The 19,889-nt window shown below is 69.5% G+C and carries 17 protein-coding genes; 8 read left to right on the top strand and 9 right to left on the bottom strand.

Annotated features, from left to right (window positions below; all coding sequences use genetic code 11):
• Nucleotides 1-360: 360 nt before the first annotated feature.
• Entirely contained in the window at nt 361-1,230 is an 870-nt protein-coding gene (gene gspC, locus FMP39_RS16575; protein ID WP_141591221.1) for a type II secretion system protein GspC, read from the top strand.
• A 15-nt stretch (nt 1,231-1,245) separates the two neighbouring features.
• Here gspC and FMP39_RS16570 read toward each other — a convergent pair whose 3' ends face one another.
• On the bottom strand, nt 1,246-2,109 hold the full coding sequence (locus FMP39_RS16570) for an NAD-dependent protein deacetylase (protein ID WP_141591219.1): 864 nt from the start codon (nt 2,107-2,109) through the stop codon (nt 1,246-1,248).
• Nucleotides 2,110-2,237: 128 nt separating this feature from the next.
• Nucleotides 2,238-3,308, bottom strand: coding sequence for an AbrB family transcriptional regulator (locus FMP39_RS16565; RefSeq protein WP_228558055.1), 1,071 nt, complete (start codon nt 3,306-3,308; stop codon nt 2,238-2,240).
• Nucleotides 3,309-3,401: 93 nt separating this feature from the next.
• Here FMP39_RS16565 and FMP39_RS16560 point away from each other — a divergent pair, with 93 nt between their 5' ends.
• The 3 genes from FMP39_RS16560 to FMP39_RS16550 all read left to right on the top strand — a co-directional run bounded on the left by FMP39_RS16560 (nt 3,402) and on the right by FMP39_RS16550 (nt 7,080).
• On the top strand, nt 3,402-3,875 hold the full coding sequence (locus tag FMP39_RS16560) for a GNAT family N-acetyltransferase (RefSeq protein ID WP_194858426.1): 474 nt from the start codon (nt 3,402-3,404) through the stop codon (nt 3,873-3,875).
• A 100-nt stretch (nt 3,876-3,975) separates the two neighbouring features.
• A complete protein-coding gene (locus FMP39_RS16555; RefSeq protein WP_141591212.1) occupies nt 3,976-5,550 on the top strand; it encodes a DUF1570 domain-containing protein in 1,575 nt (524 codons plus the stop codon).
• A gap of 138 nt (nt 5,551-5,688) precedes the next feature.
• Nucleotides 5,689-7,080, top strand: a complete 1,392-nt coding sequence (locus tag FMP39_RS16550) for an aldehyde dehydrogenase family protein (RefSeq protein ID WP_141591210.1) — start codon at nt 5,689-5,691, stop codon at nt 7,078-7,080.
• 7 nt (nt 7,081-7,087) lie between these two features.
• Here the strand turns inward: FMP39_RS16550 and coaA are convergent, their stop codons facing one another.
• Together coaA and FMP39_RS16540 are read right to left on the bottom strand one after the other, a co-directional pair.
• Nucleotides 7,088-8,041 (bottom strand): type I pantothenate kinase, encoded by a 954-nt coding sequence (coaA, locus tag FMP39_RS16545; protein WP_141591208.1) that lies wholly within the window; start codon nt 8,039-8,041, stop codon nt 7,088-7,090.
• Between the two features lie 69 nt (nt 8,042-8,110).
• Complete coding sequence (locus FMP39_RS16540) at nt 8,111-8,842, bottom strand: M90 family metallopeptidase (RefSeq protein ID WP_194858425.1); 732 nt, start codon at nt 8,840-8,842, stop codon at nt 8,111-8,113.
• 116 nt (nt 8,843-8,958) lie between these two features.
• Between FMP39_RS16540 and FMP39_RS16535 the strand changes: the two genes are divergently transcribed.
• The 3 genes from FMP39_RS16535 (at nt 8,959) to FMP39_RS16525 (ending at nt 11,896) form a co-directional block, all read left to right on the top strand.
• Complete coding sequence (locus tag FMP39_RS16535; protein ID WP_228558046.1) at nt 8,959-10,329, top strand: BamA/TamA family outer membrane protein; 1,371 nt, start codon at nt 8,959-8,961, stop codon at nt 10,327-10,329.
• 107 nt (nt 10,330-10,436) lie between these two features.
• Nucleotides 10,437-10,694, top strand: coding sequence for a DUF504 domain-containing protein (locus FMP39_RS16530; RefSeq protein WP_171410160.1), 258 nt, complete (start codon nt 10,437-10,439; stop codon nt 10,692-10,694).
• 35 nt (nt 10,695-10,729) lie between these two features.
• Complete coding sequence (locus tag FMP39_RS16525) at nt 10,730-11,896, top strand: serine hydrolase (RefSeq protein ID WP_228558045.1); 1,167 nt, start codon at nt 10,730-10,732, stop codon at nt 11,894-11,896.
• 8 nt (nt 11,897-11,904) lie between these two features.
• Here the strand turns inward: FMP39_RS16525 and FMP39_RS16520 are convergent, their stop codons facing one another.
• The 5 genes from FMP39_RS16520 to FMP39_RS16500 form a co-directional block, all read right to left on the bottom strand.
• Nucleotides 11,905-12,693 (bottom strand): nucleotidyltransferase domain-containing protein, encoded by a 789-nt coding sequence (locus FMP39_RS16520; RefSeq protein WP_194858424.1) that lies wholly within the window; start codon nt 12,691-12,693, stop codon nt 11,905-11,907.
• Complete coding sequence (locus tag FMP39_RS16515; RefSeq protein ID WP_141591202.1) at nt 12,690-13,985, bottom strand: nucleotidyltransferase domain-containing protein; 1,296 nt, start codon at nt 13,983-13,985, stop codon at nt 12,690-12,692. The genes FMP39_RS16520 and FMP39_RS16515 overlap by 4 nt, the downstream gene beginning before the upstream one ends.
• 83 nt (nt 13,986-14,068) lie before the next feature.
• Entirely contained in the window at nt 14,069-15,487 is a 1,419-nt protein-coding gene (gor, locus tag FMP39_RS16510; protein ID WP_141591200.1) for a glutathione-disulfide reductase, read from the bottom strand.
• Nucleotides 15,488-15,610: 123 nt separating this feature from the next.
• On the bottom strand, nt 15,611-18,445 hold the full coding sequence (locus FMP39_RS16505) for a response regulator (protein ID WP_141591198.1): 2,835 nt from the start codon (nt 18,443-18,445) through the stop codon (nt 15,611-15,613).
• 40 nt (nt 18,446-18,485) lie between these two features.
• Complete coding sequence (locus tag FMP39_RS16500) at nt 18,486-19,175, bottom strand: EF-hand domain-containing protein (RefSeq protein WP_141591196.1); 690 nt, start codon at nt 19,173-19,175, stop codon at nt 18,486-18,488.
• A 306-nt stretch (nt 19,176-19,481) separates the two neighbouring features.
• On the opposite strand from FMP39_RS16500, the gene FMP39_RS16495 reads away from it, so the two are divergent.
• The coding region (locus FMP39_RS16495; RefSeq protein ID WP_301340265.1) for an RIO1 family regulatory kinase/ATPase at nt 19,482-19,889 on the top strand (408 nt) is incomplete at its 3' end.

The following is a 19,889-nucleotide window of genomic DNA, read 5'->3' as shown; positions in this document are numbered from 1 at the left end:
CCTAGCGCGGCACCTGTCCTGTTCCATGCCTTCCGCGCCCCGCACAATCTCCCCAATCGAAGGCCCGTACCGCGTGGCGGTGGTCGCCGTCGCGAACCTGACCGTTGGCGGCGCTCGCCGAACGGTTGGCCGTGCCAGAGCCCGTGGTGCCACCATCCCGCGTGGGCGCGTTCTCGAACGCGTCCGGACTCTTCAAGTGGCGTGACAGCAAGTCACACACGTGTCCCCCTTCCGTGACAGCGGTGGCTGGGGAAGTCCCGTGCGGGCAAGGCGTCCAGAGTGAGCGCAGCCCCACTCAGGCCCTGGCCTCGTGCTTGCTCAAGGGCCGCGTGTCACTCCTGAACCCAAAGGCACTCGGCCATGGCCACCCCACTCCGGAAGCACTTTTGGCTCGTCACGACGACATTCATCGCACTCGCCATGCTGCTCCTGGCGAGCACGACGAACCTGCTCGTGGAGTTCGCATTCACTCCACGCGTTTCAAACATGCGGGATGAGCAAGCCTCGCCGGCCGAGGCGGCCTCACGCCTTCGCGCGGCATTGGAAGGCAGTCGTCTGGCAAAGCTCACAGGACTGACCCTCGACAAATCGCCGGAGCAGCTGCCGCCCTCGGGTGGCGGCACGGCCATGAACACGTCCCTGCGATTGAAGCTGCTCGGCACCCTGGTGGCGCATGACTCGCAGTGGTCGCTCGCCTCCATCGAGGACCTCGACGCGAAGCGCATCCGCAGCGTGATGACCGGTGACGACCTGCAGGGCGCTCGCGTCGTCTCCATCGAGCGCGAGCGCATCACCTTCCTGGTGGACGGCCGGGAGGAGTTCATCCACGCCGACCGCCATGGCGGCGTCTCACACGCGCCCTTCCTGGCGAACGCCGCGCCCGCGCAGACGGGCATCCGCACGGTGGGTGAGCACACCTATGAGGTGTCCCGCCGCGCTGTCGAAGATGCGCTTGCCAATATGGACGGCCTGCTCACCCAGGCCCGTGTGGTGCCTGCCTTCCGCGACGGCACGCCCGAGGGCTTCAAGGTCTTCTCCATCAAGAAGGGCTCCCTCTACGAGCAGCTCGGCATCCAGTCTGGTGACGTGCTCCGGCGCGTCAATGGCATCTCGCTCGACGCGCCCGACAGAGCCCTGGAGGCCTTCATGCTGCTACGGGGCGCTTCGCACCTCGAGCTCGACATCGAGCGAGGAGGGGGCCCGGTCCGCAAGGTGTACGACGTGAAGTGACTGCCGCATGGCCCTTCAGCTCCGGGCCAGTGCCGCCGCGAGCCGGGGGAGCGCATCCCCTGCCCGTGCCTCCAGGTGCACGTCCGCGAGCTCCACGCCCCGGCACTCCCCCAGGTTGAGGATGGCGATGGGCATCCGGCGCTCGGAAGCGCGCACCAGGAAGCGGTAGCCGGAGAAGATGGCCAGCGAAGAGCCCACCACCAGCAGCGCGTCGCCCTCCTCCAACAGGGCGAACGCCGACGTCACGGTGGGAACCGGCACGTTGTCTCCGAAGAAGACGACGTCCGGCTTGAGCGTGCCACCACACTCCAGGCACGCAGGGACCTGGAAGGAAGACAACTGCTCGGAGGTCAGGTCCGCGTCACCGTCCGGACGCAGCTCCAGCACCTCGAGGGAGAAGCCAGGGTTGAGCGACAGCAGCCGCGCCTGCAATGCCTCGCGCGCCTCCTGCGCGCCGCACGCCAGGCACCGGACCTGTGCCAGCGCGCCATGCAGCTCAATCACCCGGGAGCTGCCAGCGGCATGGTGAAGCCCGTCCACGTTCTGGGTGATGAGGCCTCGGACATGGCCCGCCTGCTCCAGCTCCGCCAGCGCCGCGTGCGCCGCGTTGGGCCGGGCCGAGGAGAAGCGCAGCCAGCCCCTCAGGCTTCGCGCCCAGTAGCGCGCCCGGACCTCGGGGCGCGTGAGGAACTCGCGATGCTGAATGGGATTGCGCGCCCGCGCCCGTGTCCCGGGCCCCCGATAGTCGGGGATGCCTGACTCGGTGCTGCACCCCGCCCCGGTGAGCACCACCGTGCTGCGGCGCGTGAGCAATGAGACCAGCGCCTCCATGCTCGGAGCGAGGCTGGGGACAGACAGGGCATCGTGCGGGGCAGTCATCGCGGCCTACATATTAACCGCGCGTCCCTGGCCGCGCCGAACGTCCGCCCTCGCCTGGGACCTCCCGGGCGCACACCTGCCCCCACCCACTGGGGCAGGCACGCCTGCCAGCCCGGCCAGCGGGGGGCTCACGCGCTCCGGGCGGAAGACAGCCTGCGCAGGAACGTCGGCGCGACGAGAAAGATCAAGAGCAGCCGTCCCACCTGGACCGCCAGCACGACGGACAAAGTGGCACGCGTGCCCAGCGCGATGGCCAGCACGGAGTCAGCGCCGCCTGGAGATGTCGCGAAGTAGGTGGTGAGCAGGTCCACGCCCGTGGCGGTGGACCAGCCCCACGCCAGCAGCAGACACCCCACCACCATCGCCACCGAGGCGGCCAGTGCGACGTGAGCGACGCGCTTCAGATCCTGTACCGCCGAGGCATCGAACTGGCTGCCCACGCGCACGCCCAGCACCCACAGGCCCAACGGGAGGAGGCCCGGAGGCCACGCGCCCACCGGCAGGCCCAGCGCCGTGAGGGGGATGCCCAGCAACACGGGCCCCAGGAAGGCACCGGCCGGCAGCTTCAAGCGCAGCCCCAGGAAACTGCCCACGACGGACACTCCCGCCGTCGTCAGCCATGCCCACAACGGTGGCGGCGAGCCCGGCAGGTCCGCCGCGCGGGCCACCGCCACGTCCGGCGTATCCCCCACCCACCGCCCCACCACCACGGCCACGAGAATCACGATGCACAGGCGCATGAACTGGAAGAGCGTCACCAGCCGCGCGTCCGCGCCCAGCTCGTCGCTCAGCGCCACCATCGCGGACGCGCCCCCCGGCATCAGCCCCAAGGTGGCGGTGCGCGAGTCCAGGTAGCCCAGCTTCGCGCACCCCCACGCCACGCCCTGCGCCACGGCCACCACGCCCACCACGGCGCCCAGTGACACAGCCCAGCTTTCCGCGAGCGCGCTCCAGGCCTCCGGAGAGAAGGACGAACACAGCGCGCCCCCTAGCACCGAATGCGCCACCAGCAGCCCCCGGCGCGGCACCGGGACGTGCACGGACAGCGTCAGCGACGCGGCGATGGACACCACCATCGCCCCCAGCAATGCCCCGGCAGGCAGGTGGACGAGCTCCGCGAGTCCAGCGGCGAGCAGCGTCGCCACGGTGACGGCCACCACGCGGCGTGAGCGGCGTCCAGGCGCGGAGTCATTCGTCATCACGGCGCCGAACGTACCAATGAAGGGTGGGACATGCGCCGGGTATCCGCCGAGGAAAGCCCCGCACGCTTACCCGTGCTAGACGCCCTCCTCATGCGATGCTGGCAATGGAAGTCCTTCCAGGCGCTGTCCCTCGACGAGCTGTACGACGTGCTCGCCCTGCGACAGGAAGTCTTCGTGGTGGAGCAGCGCTCCATCTACCAGGACGTGGACGGTTTCGACCGGAGCGCGGAACACCTGCTGCTCCACACGGAGTCGCAGGGTGCCCGGCTGCTCGCCGGGTACTTGAGGGTGCTGCCTCCCGGTGTGAAGTATCCCCAGGAGAGCAGCCTGGGCCGCGTGGTGACGTCGCCCCGCGCACGGGCCCAGGGGCTGGGGCGCGAGCTGGTTACGCGTGGCCTTGCCCGGCTGGACAGCCTGTACCCACAGGCCGCCGTCCACATCGGGGCCCAGCACTACCTCCAGCGCTTCTACGAAGACTTCGGCTTCCAGACGCAGGGCGACGTCTATGACGAGGACGGCATTCCCCACATCGACATGGTGCGGCCAGCGGGCGGGACGCGCTGACGCCGGGCCACGGCCAGCACTCGCCGCTATGTCCCGGGTGGTCAGACGTTACATGGCCCATGCGCCGGGGACCGCGCCCCGGCCGAGGAGACGACCCGACTTGCGCCACGGCCTCGCGATGGGGGCACTGCTTGCACTGCTCTCCACCACCCAGCTCGCGTGCGTCGTGGGCCCGCGCTTCACCACGTGCCCGGGTGAAGGCGGCCGACCCTGGCTGCGCCTGGACAGCGACCACTACACGCTGCACACGGACCTCCCCGCCGAAGAGGCCCGGGAGGCCATGCAGCGCCTGGAGCGGACCCGCGCCGCCATCCTCACGTCGATGTGGCCGCAGTCCCTGGGCCAGCAGATGGCGAAGCTGGACGTCTACGTGCTTCAGAACCCGCGCGAGTTCGAGGGCCTCTACCCACGCCGCGTGCGCGCCTTCTTCTTCCGCTCCGACAGCGAGGCACTCATCGTCCTGTCGGGACGGCCCGATACTTGGGAGCAGACCTTCTCCGGAATGTCCCTGGCGTCCTCATCCTCACTGAACCACGAACTCGCCCACTACCTGAGCGCCTATCCACTCTCTCGTCAGCCCCGCTGGTTGTCCGAGGGACTGGCCGAGTACCTGGAAACGCTGCGCCTCTCGGAGGATGGACAGACTGCTGTCGTTGGCGTGCCGCACTGGACGGCCATCGCGCAAATGACGTCCTGGCTCGACGGCGTCCGGCGGGACGTGGCACGAGGCTGGACGATGCAGCGAGTCCTCCAGTGGGACCGAACCCTGGAGGCTCGCGAGCAAGACCAGGCCGTTGGCACGAACTACGCGGGGAGCTGGCTGCTGGTGCATTGGCTGCTGAATGAGCGGCCCCAGCCCTTCGCCGAATACCTGGCGCTGCTCAACCAGGGAGTCGCCCCCGAGCAGGCACTCGCGCGGGCGCTGCCCGAGCTGATGTCCCCCTCGCTCGACGGCGTGCTCTACGACTACCTGCGCAACCGCCGTTTCGTGCAGCGAACCGTCTCCGTGCCGTCCGTGGGAACGGCCTTCGTCGAGGAGTACCTCGATGACGCCCAAGTCCATGCCATCCGCGCCAGGCTCGCCGCGCTGGGGGCACACCTGGCGCATCGGGAACCCTTCATCACCAACCGCCAGAAGGTGGCGAGGGACGAACTCGACGAGGCGCTCCGGCTGAACCCCACGGGACTCCTGGCGCTGTCCGCGAAGCTGCGCGGCGCGCCGCCGTCCGAACAGGTGGCCATTGGCCGAAGCATCGTGGAGGCCCATCCCCACGAGAGCGAGGCGTGGCTGCTGCTGGGCATGGCGCTGCGGCACGCCCCCGCCGCGGAAGAGGAGCGCGAGGCCACCTATCGCGAAGCCCTGCGGCTCGATCCGCGCAACGCCAACGCGGCGCGTGAGCTGGCGTGGATGCTCATCAACCAGGACCGGAGCGAGGAAGCCCTGCCGCTGGCGCGCTGGGCCGTGGCGCTCGCGCCGTGGAGCCCCAACGCCCTGGACACGCTGGCCCTGGCGCTGGCCGGCACCGGCGCTTGCGAGGAGGCACGGCAGGCGGAGCACCGGGCCCTGGAGTTCATCCAGGAGGAAGGCGCGCCAGAGCTGGAGCAACTGCTCCGCCAGCGCATCGCCGGGCTCGAGGACGGCACCCTCTGCGTGGCGTCCCCGCCCGACACCTGAAGCACGGAGGCTGGCGATGGGCTGACAACACTTCCCGGACGCCATCTGTCGCGTACCTCACGCGCCGGGGTGGATGGGGCGGCTGGCGACTTCGTGGACCCATGACGCAATGCGCGTCCATGGTTTTCCTGCGAGGCCATGAGCCAGTTCACTCACATCGTCGACAATCCCTTCACCGGTGACGTCGCCGCTTCGGTCGAGCCCACGTCGCCCGCGAAGCTGGACTCCGTACTGGAGCGAGCCCGCGCCGCGTCGCGCGCGCTGCGCGCCCTGAGCGTGGCGGAGCGCGTGAAGCTGGTGCTGCGCGCGTGCGAGGCGATGGAGAAGAACACCGACGCCATCGCACGGGACATCACCCGGCAGATGGGCAAGCCGCTGTCCCAGGCCCGGGGCGAGGTGGGCGGCATGGCGGGACGCCTGCGCCACATGGCCGCCATCGCCGAGGAATCCCTGGCGGACATCGTCCTTCCGCCCAAGGACGGCTTTGAGCGGAGAATCGCGAAGGAGCCGCTGGGCGTGGTGCTGGACCTGCCCGCCTGGAACTACCCACTCCTCACCGCGGTGAATGCCATCGCGCCCGCCGTGCTCGCGGGCAACGCGGTCATCGTGAAGCACTCGCCGCGCACGCCCCTGTGCGGTCGCCACTTCGCGCGCGCCTTCGCCGAAGCAGGCGCGCCCGATGGCGCGGTGCAGGCCATCTTCCTGGACTACCCAGGGACGGAGCAACTCGTCGGTGACGCGCGGGTGGACCACGTCCTCTTCACGGGCTCGGTGCTCGGCGGCCACAGAATGCAGACGGCCGCGCGTGAGCGATTCCTCCACATAGGCCTGGAGCTGGGAGGCAACGACCCGGCCTACGTCGCGCCGGACTGTGACTTCGACAAGACGGTGGAGAACATCGTCGACGGTGCCATGTACAACGCGGGGCAGAGCTGCTGCGCCGTGGAGCGGGTGTACGTGCACCGCTCGCTGTACGAGCGCTTCATCGCCGCCGCGGAGCCACTCGTGCGCGCCTACGTGCTGGGCGACCCGGAGTCCGAGCGGACGACGATGGGCCCCATCGCCCAGCCCTGGCACCCCGCCGAGCTGCAGTCCTTCGTCCAGGATGCCACGAGCCTGGGCGCACGGCTCGTCACGGGTGGCCGCGCGGCACAAGTGGAAGGACGGGGCCGGTTCTTCGAGCCCACCCTGCTCCGCGACGTGAGCCCCCAGGCGCGGCTGATGCGCGAAGAGTCCTTCGGGCCGCTGCTGCCCATCGCGCCGGTGGACTCGGACGAGGAGGCCCTGGCGCTGATGAATGCCTCGCGGCTGGGCCTCACCGCGAGCGTGTGGACGTCCGACCGGGAGCGCGCGGACCGGCTGGCGCGGCAACTGGAAGCGGGCACCGTCTACATGAACCGCTGTGACGCGCTGGACCCCGCGCTGCCATGGAGCGGCGTGAAGGACTCCGGACGCGGCGTGACGCTGAGCGCGCTGGGCTTCGACGCCCTGACGCGGCCCAAGGCGTTCCACTACCGCCTGCGCTTCTGATGCGCGGCTACAACTTGCGCAGCCTCACCCGCTTCACCTTGTGGTCGGGGCCCTTGAGGAGGATGAGGCGCGCGCGCGAACGGGTGGGCGCGATGTTCTGGGCCAGGTTGGGCCCGTTGATTTCACCCCACACCGACTCGGCGAGCTGAATCGCCTGCTCGTGGTTCAGCTCGGAGAACCGGCGGAAATAGCTGCGCTCGTCGCGAAACGCCGTCTGCTGGAGCTTGAGGAAACGGTTGACGTACCAGCGGCGGATGTCGTGCTCGTGCGCGTCCACGTAGATGGAGAAGTCGAAGAAGTCGGAGAGGAACGTCGCCGGCATCTGCTTCCCCTCCTGCGCCCCGGCCTGGAGGACGTTGAGCCCTTCCAGGATGAGGATGTCGGGCTGGCGGACCACCTGCGCCTCACCGGGCACCACGTCGTAGACGAGGTGCGAATACACCGGCGCCGCCACCTCCGCGCGTCCGGCCTTCAGCTCCGCCAGGAAGCGCACCAGGGCGCGCCGGTCGTAGCTCTCCGGGAAGCCCTTGCGCTTCATCAAGTCGCGCTCGGTGAGGACGTCGTTGGGGAAGAGGAACCCGTCCGTCGTCACCAACTCCACGCGCGGGTGGTCCGGCCACCGCTTCAGCAACGCCTGGAGGATGCGCGCCGTCGTGCTCTTGCCCACCGCCACGCTCCCCGCGATGGCGATGATGTACGGCACCTTCTGCGCCGAACCTCCCAGGAAGGCTTGCTGCTCCGCCCACAGCCGCTGCGCCGCGGCCACCTGCAGGTTCAGCAACCGGGACAAGGGCAGGTAGACGTCCACCACCTCGTCCAGGTCGAGGTGCTCTCCCAGGCCCCGCAGTCCATCAATGTCCTCGGACTTCAGCGGCAGAGGCGTAGCGGCACGCAGCGCCCGCCAGGCCTCCCGTTCCAGGTCGATGAACATGGATGGGGACAGACCGGTGGCTAAGGCCATGGATTCCACTCCAGGAGATGAACATCCTAGCCGCCGCGTAGCACAGCCGAGACATTCACGCTCGGACGTTCAGGTGCCAGCCGCAGGATCCCACCCGTAGAAGCGCTTCAGCTCCTCATAGAGCTCCGGCGTCTTCTCCTGCATTTGCCGGGGTTTCTCGAAAAACGACTCGGTGGCCACCGCGAAGAACTCGGCCTCGTTGAGCCCACCGTAGTCATCCAGCACCTGCCGTTCCCGGCGCTGGCCCTGCTGAAGCTTGTGGAAGTGCTCGCTCATCACCGCGCTCCAGGCCCGGTAATGCGAATACGCGCGCAGGTTGGGCGTGCCATCGAAGGCGCCGTCGGCCCGGTCCAACACGTGGGCGAACTCATGCGTGGCGGTGTCGTGACCATCGCCCGGGTTGCGCAGCCCCGCGAGCACCGACTCCCACGAGAGGATGACGGAGCCCCAGTTCTTCGCCTCACCCAGCACCCCTCCCGTGCGGTCCGGGATTCGGAAGGCGCTGGGATAGACGATGACCTCCCGCAGCCGGTCGTAATACGACAGGCCCAGGTGCACCACGAGCTGCACCGCGGTGGCGGATATCACCACGCGAATCTCGTCGGTGACCTCCAGGCCGCCGGCGCCGATGAACTCCTTCTCCCACGCGAACACCTTGAGCTTGTCCAGGAAGGACTGCCGCAGCTCCGGGGAGAGGGTGCGGAAGAAGGGCACGCGCGCGTCGAGGTAGCCCAGCCAGGCCTCCGGAATGGGGCGGCGAAGCAGTCGCCGACGCCGGAACTGGCGGATGAAGGAGAACATGCGCCCTGGCATAGCAGACGTGTACGGCGCGAGGAGCACCTCCCGGGACGAAACTGGAGGTAGATTGTGCCTCGCGGGCCCGGCCGGCAGCCCCTTTCACGGACGTGCAACGAGTGATGAGCAGACGCGTGTGGGTTCGATGCGCGGCGCTGGGGCTGAGCCTCCTGGCGTCCCAGGCACCGGCGCAAATCACGGAGTCAGACCCGGTCGTCGAGGAAGTGGTGGTCCGCGGCCCGGAGAAGACCCAGCCGGACACGGTGCGCGCCTATGCGCGTGTGGGGGAAGGAGACCCGCTCACGCTCGAGGACCTGGCCAAGGTCGAGCGGCGGCTGGTCGCCACGGGCCTCTTCCAGGAGGTGAAGGTCAGCTACGAGCCTTCCGGGCCAGGCCGGGTGCGGCTGATTCTGGAGGTGGAGGACAAGGCCTCCTGGGTGGTGGCGCCCACCTTCGTGCTGCAATCCGACAACGTCGGCGGCGGCGTGCTGTACGCGGAGAACAACCTCTGGGGCCGCAGTAAGAAGTTCGCGACCGCGGCCCAGGTGAGCACGGCGGAGAGCGGCATCTTCGCGGGCTTCCTGGACCCGAACCTCTTCGGGCTGCCCCAGCTCCGCTTCAGCCTGGAAGGCCAGCTTCGCAGCGACCGGGTAGACGAGTACCAGGCCGGCTCCGGCCAGCGGCGTCCCGAGGTGGTGCGACGGACGCGGATGAACTCCGCGTCCATCGCCGGAGAGCTGGGCTTCCTGCTGTTCGAGCGCGTCCGCGCGGCGGCCAAGTACCGGCTGATGTCCATCGACGCGAAGTCCCCCGACACCTCCGAGGAGGTGACGACGCCCGCGTTCTCCCTCGGCCCGTCGCAGCAGGATGCGTCCCTGCGGCTGATGGTGGGCATCGACACACGGCAGAACCTGCACGCGGTGATGGAAGGCCTCAACCTGGAGGCTTCCTACGAGCGCTCCAATCCCAGCGTCGGCAGTGACTTCCGCTACGAGCGCTTCGGACTGCTGTACCGCCATGGCCTGCGGCTGGTGGGTGAACACAACCTGGTGCTGCGCGGCGAGGCCGTGGCGGGGGTGGACCTGCCGTTCCATCAGGAGTTCGTGATGGGCGGCAATTCACTGCGCGGCTTCGTCTACCGCCAGTTCCGGGGCGACACGCGCCTGTCCTTCACCGCCGAGTACCACTTCCCCCTCTTCACGGTGAACCCGCTGTCCTTCCGCGGCGTCGCCTTCTCCGACACGGGGATGATGATGTGGCGCAAGCTGCCCGGGGACCGGGAGTTGCGGGACGTCAATGGGCGCGTGGTGCGCAGCTACCTCCCGGACGCGGAAGGCGGGCTGGGGAACGCCACGGTGGCCCAGGGCGTGGGCGCGGGCCTGCGGCTGTACCTGCGCAACATCGTGCTGCCCCTCGTGGGCGTGGACGCGGCCTACAGCGTCAACTCGGGCGAGTTCCGCTTCTATCTGGTGGCGGGGGTGAATCCGTCCTAGGGACGACAAGTCAGGCGGCCCCGCGGTGGGGCGTCGGGTGCGGCGCGCCATGCCTCCATGTCATGAGGACATGCGCGTCTCCCCTCCCCGCTTCCCGCGAGTCCGCCATGTCCGACGAACGCTTCACGACCAGCCGCGAGGTCTACCACCGCATCCAGTGGGACCCGCGGTTCGACCCCCGCGAGTTCACCATCGGCTACGACGCCCATGGAGAGACGCGCGAGGAGATGCCGTTCGCGGCCTTCGTTCCGGACGGCGAGATTCCCTGGCACCGCGTCTGGTACTTCAAGCGGGGCCACCAGGTGGTCTGGGACCGCGAGCAGCGCTTGGACCTGCTGAATTCGCCGCAACCTCCGCCCGGGTAGCGCGTTGAAGGGGGACGGAGGCGAAAATCACGAGCATGTTGCGAACCCTGCTGGTCGTCCTTGGAGTCGTCCTGGCTGCCTGTGGTGAATCAGACGCGCCCACCCCGGATGGTGGAGCGTCTCCACCCGCCCCGGACGCGGGAGTTCCCCAGCCCGACGCGGGGAGCCCTCCTGGCGATGCCGGAACCCCGGAGCCGGACGCCGGCTCGCCGTGGGCCGCGGTGACCGCCGTGCTGGAGGCACGCGTCGCCGAGGCGGGTGCCTCCGTCCCGGGGCTGGGCCTCGCGGTGTACGACGCGCAGGACCGCAAGGTGTACGAGCACATCGTCGGGGACTTCGCGCCGGACCGGCGGGTGGCCGTGGCCTCCGCGTCGAAGATGGTGTCCGGCACCCTTCTCTTCGAGCTCATCCGCCAGGGCCGTCTCTCGTTGGACTCCACCACGGGCCAGGTGCTCGGCTGGACGGGGAACAAGGCGGGAATCACCCTGCGACACCTGCTCTCCTTCACGTCGGGACTGCAGCCCTCGCACCTCTGCACGTTCCAATCCGGCATCACCCTGGCGGACTGTGTCGCCAGCATCGCCCAGACCCCACTGGTCGCGGCTCCCGGGACGCGCTTCGACTACGGCAGCACCCACTTGCAAGTCGCCGCGCGCATGGCGGAGGTGAGCACGGGCAAGACGTGGAACGCCCTCTTCACCCAGACGCTGGCCCAGCCGCTGGGCCTGCCTTCAGGCGTCACCTACTTCACCGCGCCCAATCACCCGCTGGGCACCACCAATCCCCTGGTCGCGGGCGGGCTGCGCGCGTCCATGAGCGAGTACGCGCCCCTGCTGGCGCTCGTCTTCCACCGGGGCACGCATGCCGGAGGTGTCGTGGGCACGCCGGAGCTCTTCGACGCACAGGCCATCGAGCCCTTCCCTGGCGTCGTCGTCGGCAACTCGCCAGCGGCGGACATGGGCCTGGACCTCCGCTATGGCCTGACGGCGTGGCTGGAGTGCCCCACACCCGCGCAGGGCTGCGCCGTCATCAGCTCGCCAGGGGCGTTCGGATGGACGCCCTGGGTGGACCGGGAGGCGGGCTACTACGCCGTCCTCGGGATGCACCTTCAGCGGGATGACCCGGGCGCGGGCGTCGTCAGCTTCGCGATGCACCTCTCCACGGAGGTGAAGCCCCTCATCCGGGCGGCGCTGGCCCCCTGAACCAGCGGCTATCCGTCGAAGCGCCTCCGCCGCAGGTCCAGCATCCACGCCTCCAGCGCGGCCACGGCCTCGTCGGGCGGAGACTCGGGTAGCACCGAGTCCGCCCGCGCGGCTTCGAGCACCTCGAACGCACGCGACACCTCACCGCGCCACCGCTCGCTCAGGGCCTCCGGAAGCTCGCTCTTCTCCCCGCGCAGCTTCTGCTCCACCAGGGCATGGGCCTCCGCGAAGCCGTACTGCGACAGGAGCTCCGTGACGTCCGTCTCCACCACGCCGGTCCGCAGCGCATGGGTCCCCGTCAACGTGGTGCGCAGCACGTAGAGCAGCCGCTTCGCCGAACGGAAGCCGCTCTTCTCCCACTCGCGCAACTGTCCCTGGGCAAAGCCGTTGTAGTGCCGGTACATCTTGCGCGACAGCACCGCGCGCACCAGCGGACGCAGCGACTCCAGCTCCGGAGACACGCGCAGGGGGATGGCCCCCAGCACCCGCTCCAGGTAGTTCCCATTGCCTTGCAGGATGCCCTGGAGCACCGGCAGCAGCTCGTTGGACGAGTAGTCCACCTCCACGCCCTCCAGCACCTCCAGTCGCTCCGTGGGGACGTGCACGGGCTGCAGCGTCAACAACGCCGCGGTCTGCGCGACGTGGATGGACTTCAGGTCCAGGTCGCTGTCCGGCGAGGGGAAGCCATAGGCGTGCGCTCCGGACAAGGAGACGACCAGATGCGCGCGGTGCCGGGACTCCTCGTCCAGCACCCGGTCCGCCATCGCGCGTTGATGTTCCGTCAAGGTGCCCTTCATTCCGAATCCCTCCACCCCATGGCCGGGGCCTCCGGCGCGTCACGTCCCAGCGGCCCGGGTTCCTTCAGCACCCAGCGCCGCGCCAGCTCCTCGCCCACGCGCCGCAACAACCGGTCCGCGCGCTCGAAGTCCGGATGCTCCGGCAGATGGCTCTCCCGGTGCGCGGCCTCCAGGTCTGGCGCAAGGGCCTCCGCGTCCCGCAGCACGTCCTCCAGCGGCACGCGGCCCGCCTTGATGTCCAGCAGCCGCGCCTTCAGTGCGCCAGAGGCCTCGAAGACGGGCGTGCCCTGGCGCAGCCACCCAGTCGCCGTGGCCACCAGCCGCAACAGGTTGTAGGCGTTCTTCGGGCGCAGCTCGCGCGCGGAGGGAGGCCGTTGACCGCCGCTTCGCGCATAGGCGGTGAGCGCCTTGAAGTCGTTGGCCGCCAGCAGCCCCTGGTCCCAGAGCGAGCGATAGAGCTGCTTCACGTAGGTCTTCGCCGCCAGTAGCGCGTCCTGCGCCGACGGCGCCTCGCGGGGCGACACGGCCGACAGCCGGCGCGCCACCTCGTCCAGGTCCGGCGCGGGCTCCTCGCACAGCCATTCGAGCAGCAGGTCCCGATGCTCCGCCAGTCGCTGGCTGCGCGTGAGCTTGTCGAGCTGGCTCATGGCATAACGCCCGAAGCTGCCGAACAGGGCCTTGGACACGAAGGCGTCGCGCTCCGCCAGGAGCCACTCGCCCACCGGGTCCAACGCCTTCGCGCCCGGCACGAAGAGCGTCTCCAGCGTGTTCGGGTCCGCGCGGAGCGCCTGCTCCACCGCCTTGTGGACCTCCCAGTACGTGGTGCTGCCATCCGCGCTCACCAAATCCCTGGGCGCGTCCACCAGTCCGAACCGCCAGGGGAGCGGCAAGGCGAACACGCCGCGCACATCCACGTCCGAGCGCTCGTCGGCGAGCCCCCACGCATGGCTGCCCACGCGCGTCTCCAGCACCACACACGGCGTCAGCGCGCTCCAGGCCGCCTCGCGGCGCTGGGCGAACTGCACCTGCCCCGGACGCCGGGGCACCAGTTCGTCCCGCGCGAACCACACCTCCCCCACGCCGACAATCTGCACGTCGAAGCCGCCGTCATGCGCGCGGACCACACGGCCCACGACGCCCTGCGGAATGCGGCGGCCTCCCGAGGCCAGGCGCTCCACGCGCGTCGTCACCTCGGTGCCGTGGGGCAACGGCACCGACAACCGGTCCACCTGCTCCAGCCCCCGGATGCGCGCGCCGCCTGGGGAGGGAGCCTCCGTCGATGAATCACTCATGGGGTCGTCACCTCTCGAATCAGTGCGAAAGCCGCCCAGGGACGGCGGGACGAGCGCCCCCCTGACCCGACCCGAGGCGGGCCTCAGCGCCGGGTAGACGCCGCCGCATCACGGCCCAGCTCCGCCGCCAGCCGCTCGTCAGGGTCCGGCCGCTTGTCGCGCAGGGTGACGAACTCCTCGGCCGCGGTGGGGTGGATGCCCACGGTGGCATCGAGCTGCTTCTTGGTGACGCCACACTTCACCGCCACCGCCAGTCCCTGGATGATTTCCGGCGCATCCGCCCCCACCATGTGACAGCCGAGCACGCGGTTGGACTCGCGCTCCACGACCACCTTCATCATGGTGCGCTCGTTGCGCCCGCTCAGGGTGTGCTTCATGGGGCGGAAGCTGGTGACGTAGATGTCCAGCTTCCCATGGCGCTCCCGCGCCTCCTGCTCCGTCAGTCCCACGGAAGCCACGGACGGCTGGCTGAAGACAGCCGACGGTACGTTGGTGTGGTCCATCCGCGTCGGGTTGTCGTTGAAGAGCGTCTCCGCCAGGGCACGCCCTTCCGAGATGGCCACCGGCGTGAGGTTGATGCGGTCCGTGATGTCGCCCACCGCATAGATGCTCTCCACCGAGGTGCGGGACCACGCGTCCACCACCACCGCGCCGCGCGCGTCCAGCGTCACTCCCACTTCCTCCAGTCCCAGCCCCCCCGAGTTGGGAACGCGCCCGGTGGCGAACAGCACCGCGTCCGCCTCCACCGTCTCGCCCCCGCCCGTCAGCAGGCTCACCCCACCCTCGGCGCGCTTTTCGATGTCCCGGATGAAGGTGTCCGTCATCAGCTCGATGCCCTTCTTGCGCATCTCGTCCGTGAGGAAGGAGCGGACGTCGTCATCGAACCCTCCCAGCACGCTGGCGCCGCGAATCAACATCGTCACCTTGGAGCCCAGCCCGTGGAAGACGCCCGCCAGCTCCACGCCGATGTACCCGGCCCCGACGACGGCCAGCCGCCGGGGCAGCTCGGGGAAGGACAGCGCCTCATCGGAGGTGATGGCGTACTCGATGCCGGTGATGTCGGACGGAAGGTAGGGCCGCGAGCCGGTGGCAATCAGGATGCGCTCGGCCGTGTACAGCTTTCCGGCCACCTCCACCGTGTGCGGGTCCACCACGCGCCCGCGCCCTTCCAGCAGCGTCACGCCCGAGTCGCGCAACAAGCGCGCATACACGCCACGCAGCCGGTCCAACTCCTTGTCCTTGGCGGCCAGCAGCTTGCTCCAGGTGAACAGCGGCTCCTGGACCGTCCAGCCGTAGCCCTCCGCGTCCTGGAACTCCTCCCGGAAGTGCGCGCCGTACACCAGGAGCTTCTTGGGCACGCAGCCGCGGTGGACACACGTGCCGCCCACGTCGCGGTCCTCACACAGCGCCACCCGGGCCCCATGTGCCCCGGCCCTGCGGCTGGCCGCCACACCGCCAGAGCCGCCGCCAATGGTGAACAGGTCGAAGTCGTATCGGGCCATGCGTTTTGACTCTCCTCGGTGGCATTCGCGAATGAGCCTGAAGAGATAGCGCTCGAATGGGGCGTCGCGCACGGTCGACGTGCGCCTCCGCTGCGTAATCCGGGCCGCCCCACTCGCCGCGTGTCAGGCGCCGGACAGGGCCAGGACGCTGTCCCGCAGGCGGCCCAGCAAGAGCCGCGTCACTTCCAGCTCCGCCCGACACCGCTCGAGCCGCTCGGGCATGTCCTCCAGCAGCCCGGAGTCCGCCTGCAATTCGATGTCGCGGGCCTGCGACTCCAGCGCGCTGGCGCCGAACCAGGCCGCGTTCGACTTGAGCGTATGCGCCGCCCGGCCCAGGTCGTCCGCGTGCCCACGCACCAGCGCCGAGTACGCGTCCTCCAGGAGCGCCGGCATGCTGTGCAGCGCGGTGTCGATGAGCTCGGGGAGAATCTGCGCCGCCTGCGCCCCCAGCTCCGCCCACAGCCGGGCGAGCGCGGCAGACTCCAGGCCCGGGATGCGCGCCGCGTCCGGCAGGCCTTCCATGACTGTTTGCAGCGGCGTCAGCGCGACCGCGCCGCTCGCGACCCGTCGCTCCGGTGCCACCTCCGAACGCCGGGGCTGGCAGCGCAGCAGCGCCGCCGTCAGCGCCTCCACGCGGATGGGCTTGCCCAGGAAGTCATCCATGCCCGCCGAGAAGCACTGCTCCCGGTCGGAGTCCATGGCGTTGGCCGTCATCGCGATGACCCAGGGCTGCGCCTTGGGCGGCAGTTCCTGGCGGATGCGGCGCGTGGCCTCCAGGCCGTCCATCTCCGGCATCTGCAGGTCCATGAGGACCGCGTCGTAGCGCTTCTGGGACAACGCCTGCAGCGCCTGGCGTCCGTTCAGCGCCACGTCAGCGCGGTAGCCGAGCCGCTCCAGCACGAGCAGCGCCAGCTTCTGATTGGTGGCGTTGTCCTCCACCAGGAGGATGTCCAGCGGCACGGTGTCCCCCGGCCGCTCCCCCGGAAAGGGCCCCGCTTGCGAGGGCCGCGTCTGCCGGGGCTCCGGGAGCTGGGGAAGGTGCTGCGAGAAGCACGACACCAGCGCGTCGTAGAGCTGCGAGTCCTTCAGCGGACGCGACAACACGGCCGCGAACAGGCCCTCGGGGGGATTGCCCCGCCGGCCCGGCGTCGACACCAGCACCAGGGGAAGGGCCCGCGTCTCATCGCGCTGCCGGATGCGCTCGGCCAGCGCGGTGCCATCCAGCCCCGGCATGTGGTGGTCGATGAGCACCGCGTCGAACGAAGCCCCCGCCTCGAGTTGGGCGAGCGCCTCCATCCCCGACGCGGACTCCACGGGCACCAGGCCCCACGCCTGGAGCTGCCGGCCCAGCAACCTTCGAAACAGGGCGTTGTCATCCACGACGAGCACGCGCCGGCCCTGCAACAACCCCTGCTCCTGGCGCGGCTGCACCGCGTAGGCCTGTGGCGCGGCCTGGGCGCGCAGGGTGAAGCGGAAGGTGGTGCCTTGTCCGGGCACGCCCTCGCTCTCCACCCAGATGGTGCCGCCCATGGCCTCCACCAGCCGCTTGGAGATGGCCAACCCCAGCCCCGTGCCACCAAAGCGCCGCGACACGGAGGCATCCAACTGGTTGAACGGCTGGAACAGCCCGGTACGCCGGTCGTCGGGAATCCCGGGGCCGGTGTCCTGCACGCTGAAGGTCAGCTCCCAGTCCGCCGCGCCCTCCGCGCCGCCCAGGGCCAATCCCTCCACGCTCACCACCGCGCCGCCGTGCTCGGTGAACTTGAGCGCGTTGCCCACCAGGTTGAGCAGCACCTGGCGGAGGCGCGACGCATCGCCCACCAGCATCTGCGGCAGATGCGGCGCGAGGTCACACCCCAGGTCCAGCCCCTTCTCGCTGGCGCGCACGGCCATCAGGTCCAGGACGGACTCCACGCACTGGCGCAAGTCGAAGGGCCGCAGCTCCGCCTCGAAGCGACCGGCCTCGATTTTGGAGAAGTCCAGCACGTCGTTGAGCAACGTCAGCAGCGCCTCGCTACTCTGACGGATGGTGGCGACGAAGTCGCGCTGCTCTTCCGTCAGCGCCCGGTCCAGGAGCAGGCCCGTCATGCCGATGATGGCGTTCATCGGCGTGCGGATTTCGTGGCTCATGGTGGCCAGGAACAGACTCTTGGCCTGATTGGCCGCCTCCGCCGCCTTGCGTGCCCGTTCGAGGTCGGTGATGTCGTGGTAGATGGCGATGAAGCCGAGCTGCCGCCCACCCACCGACACCGGCAGCGCCCGCAGCTCCACGTCCACCACGCTGCCATCCTTGCGGACCCGCCGGGTGACGGAGCGCAGCCGCCCGCGCTGCACGACCTCGCGCGACGCCTGCTCCGCTTCCGGGAGGACGGTGGGCTCGGTGGCGACCAGTTCGAAGATGTGCTTGCCGAGCGCTTCCGCCGGCGAATACCCGAACAGGCGCGTGGCCTCGGGGTTCCACGACAGCACGCGGAACTGGCGGGTGATGGTGATGATGGCCACCGGGCTGTTGATGACCACCGCCTCGAAGAACTCCTTCTGCTGCCGGAGCGAGGCCTCCACCTCCAGGCGGGCCGTCATGTCATGGAGCTGCAAGACCCAGCCCCCGTCCTCTTCTCCGGACAGGGGCAGCGTCACCACCCGCAGGTAGTGCGCGGGGCCGGAGCCGCCCGGGCGATGTCCAGCCAGCTCCGTCTCGCGCAGGGCGGCATCGGCGGGAGCGCGGGGCTCGGGAGGACGCCAGCCGGGCAGGAGCAGCCCCACCGGCTGCCCCACGAGTCTGCCACGCGGCCCGAAGATGCGTTCCGCGGCGCGGTTGACCTCCACGATGCGCTGCCCAGCATCCAGCACGAGCACTCCATCCCGCGAGTGCTCGAAAATCGCTGCATGTGCGCTTGACGCCAGGTCAGCCACCCTTCCCCCTGCCACGAGAATGAAGGCCCGCTCGGACCGCATCATGCCAGACGCGCGCGGATCAGGTCGGTGTTGCGACGGGCCGTCAGCGGCTGTTCCACCAGGCCTTGAACTCGTTCCAGGAAATCTTCCCGGTGCGGTCCGTGTCGACGATGTCGACGGCGATTTCCAACTCCTCGTCGGAGATGTTCTGCCCCAGCGCCTCCAGCAAGCGCGCGAACTCCGCACGGTCGATGGTGCCGGTCCGGTCGCGGTCGTACCGCTGGAAGATGTCGAGCACCTCGTCGCCGGAGCTGGTGAACTCGTCCACCGCGGCGTGGACGGGCGCCAGGGGCTGGAGCCCCGCGGACGTCGTCTCCACCTGCTCGACGAAGGGCGCCCCTGGCGTGGGCCGCTCACGCCGGGACTTGGAGGTCCGCCGCGTCGCCGCCTTGCGCGTGGTGGCCTTCTTCGCAGGGGTCTTCTTGGCCGCTGCCTTCTTCGCCGTCGTCTTCTTCGCGGGGGCCTTCTTCGCCGCCGCCTTCTTCGCCGTGGTCTTTTTCGCCGTCGTCTTCTTCGTGGTGGTTTTCTTCTTCGCGGTGGTCTTCTTCGCGCCGCGCGCCTTGCCAGCCGCCTTCTTCGGCGTGGCCTTCTTCGCCGTCGCGGTACGCCGGGATGACTTCTTCGCAACAGCCGTCTTGCGTGACTTCGTCGCCATGATGAACCCCTCCCTGGACCGCGCGCATCGTAGCGCTCCCTCGTTCGGGTCCAAGCATCGGCGCGCGCCCCAACCCACCCATTATGGGGTGCGGCCTCCGTCCCCTGGCGAACGCGGACCGTGGGGAGGGCCTGGAATCAAGCCCAAAACATGGTCCAAGATGACCCACCCCGCGTATTCAAAGCCCAGGCTACCCTGGAACCCCGGGAGGCAAACTGCTAGCAGGCCGTCCGCCAGCCTTCTTGACTGCTTGCCGCACTGTGTTGGTAGCAAGAAGGGCCCGCGAGATGTTCACATGCCGCCGTGCGCCGCGAACAGGGCCGCCCGCACGCTCGCTACTGCGCCGCCAATCCTGCCCGGCCCCCACTGGAACCCCGCGTCGGAATGAATGACTCGCTAGAGACCCTCCTGGCCGATGGCATCATCGAAGCCATCATCGGCCAGCTGAAGACGGGCAAGGAGGCCGAGGTATGGCTGGTCCAGCATGCCGGCCAGGTGGTCGCGGCCAAGCTGTACAAGGAGCGCCACGAGCGCAACTTCCGCAACAACGCGGGCTACCGGGAAGGCCGCGAGGTGCGCAACTCGCGCACGCGCCGCGCCATGGAGAAGGGCAGCCGCTTCGGCCAGAACGCCGCCGAGGATGCCTGGAAGAGCGCGGAGTCTGACTCGCTCTACAAGCTGCACGCCCAAGGTGTGCGCGTGCCCACGCCGGTGCTGTTCTACGAGGGCATCCTCCTCATGGAGGTGGTGCTGGACCCAGAGGGCCACCCCGCCCCGCGCATGGTGGAAGCC

This window comes from Myxococcus sp. AB056 (genome assembly GCF_006547365.1).
In the GTDB taxonomy this organism is placed as follows: domain Bacteria; phylum Myxococcota; class Myxococcia; order Myxococcales; family Myxococcaceae; genus Myxococcus; species Myxococcus virescens.
The sequence above is the reverse complement of the archived record's forward strand: the minus strand, read 5'-3'. Positions and strand labels throughout refer to the sequence as shown.

Bases quoted from the DNA above. Each gene is read 5' to 3' on its own strand.
- FMP39_RS16520 (WP_194858424.1), bottom strand. From the start codon at position 12,693: ATGAAGGGCACCTTGACGGAACATCAACGCGCGATGGCGGACCGGGTG.
- FMP39_RS16525 (WP_228558045.1), top strand. From the start codon at position 10,730: ATGTTGCGAACCCTGCTGGTCGTCCTTGGAGTCGTCCTGGCTGCCTGT.
- FMP39_RS16535 (WP_228558046.1), top strand. From the start codon at position 8,959: ATGAGCAGACGCGTGTGGGTTCGATGCGCGGCGCTGGGGCTGAGCCTC.
- coaA (WP_141591208.1), bottom strand. From the start codon at position 8,041: ATGGCCTTAGCCACCGGTCTGTCCCCATCCATGTTCATCGACCTGGAA.
- gor (WP_141591200.1), bottom strand. From the start codon at position 15,487: ATGGCCCGATACGACTTCGACCTGTTCACCATTGGCGGCGGCTCTGGC.
- FMP39_RS16570 (WP_141591219.1), bottom strand. From the start codon at position 2,109: ATGACTGCCCCGCACGATGCCCTGTCTGTCCCCAGCCTCGCTCCGAGC.
- FMP39_RS16540 (WP_194858425.1), bottom strand. From the start codon at position 8,842: ATGTTCTCCTTCATCCGCCAGTTCCGGCGTCGGCGACTGCTTCGCCGC.
- FMP39_RS16550 (WP_141591210.1), top strand. From the start codon at position 5,689: ATGAGCCAGTTCACTCACATCGTCGACAATCCCTTCACCGGTGACGTC.
- FMP39_RS16505 (WP_141591198.1), bottom strand. From the start codon at position 18,445: ATGATGCGGTCCGAGCGGGCCTTCATTCTCGTGGCAGGGGGAAGGGTG.
- gspC (WP_141591221.1), top strand. From the start codon at position 361: ATGGCCACCCCACTCCGGAAGCACTTTTGGCTCGTCACGACGACATTC.
- FMP39_RS16565 (WP_228558055.1), bottom strand. From the start codon at position 3,308: ATGACGAATGACTCCGCGCCTGGACGCCGCTCACGCCGCGTGGTGGCC.
- FMP39_RS16560 (WP_194858426.1), top strand. From the start codon at position 3,402: ATGCGATGCTGGCAATGGAAGTCCTTCCAGGCGCTGTCCCTCGACGAG.
- FMP39_RS16530 (WP_171410160.1), top strand. From the start codon at position 10,437: ATGTCCGACGAACGCTTCACGACCAGCCGCGAGGTCTACCACCGCATC.
- FMP39_RS16515 (WP_141591202.1), bottom strand. From the start codon at position 13,985: ATGAGTGATTCATCGACGGAGGCTCCCTCCCCAGGCGGCGCGCGCATC.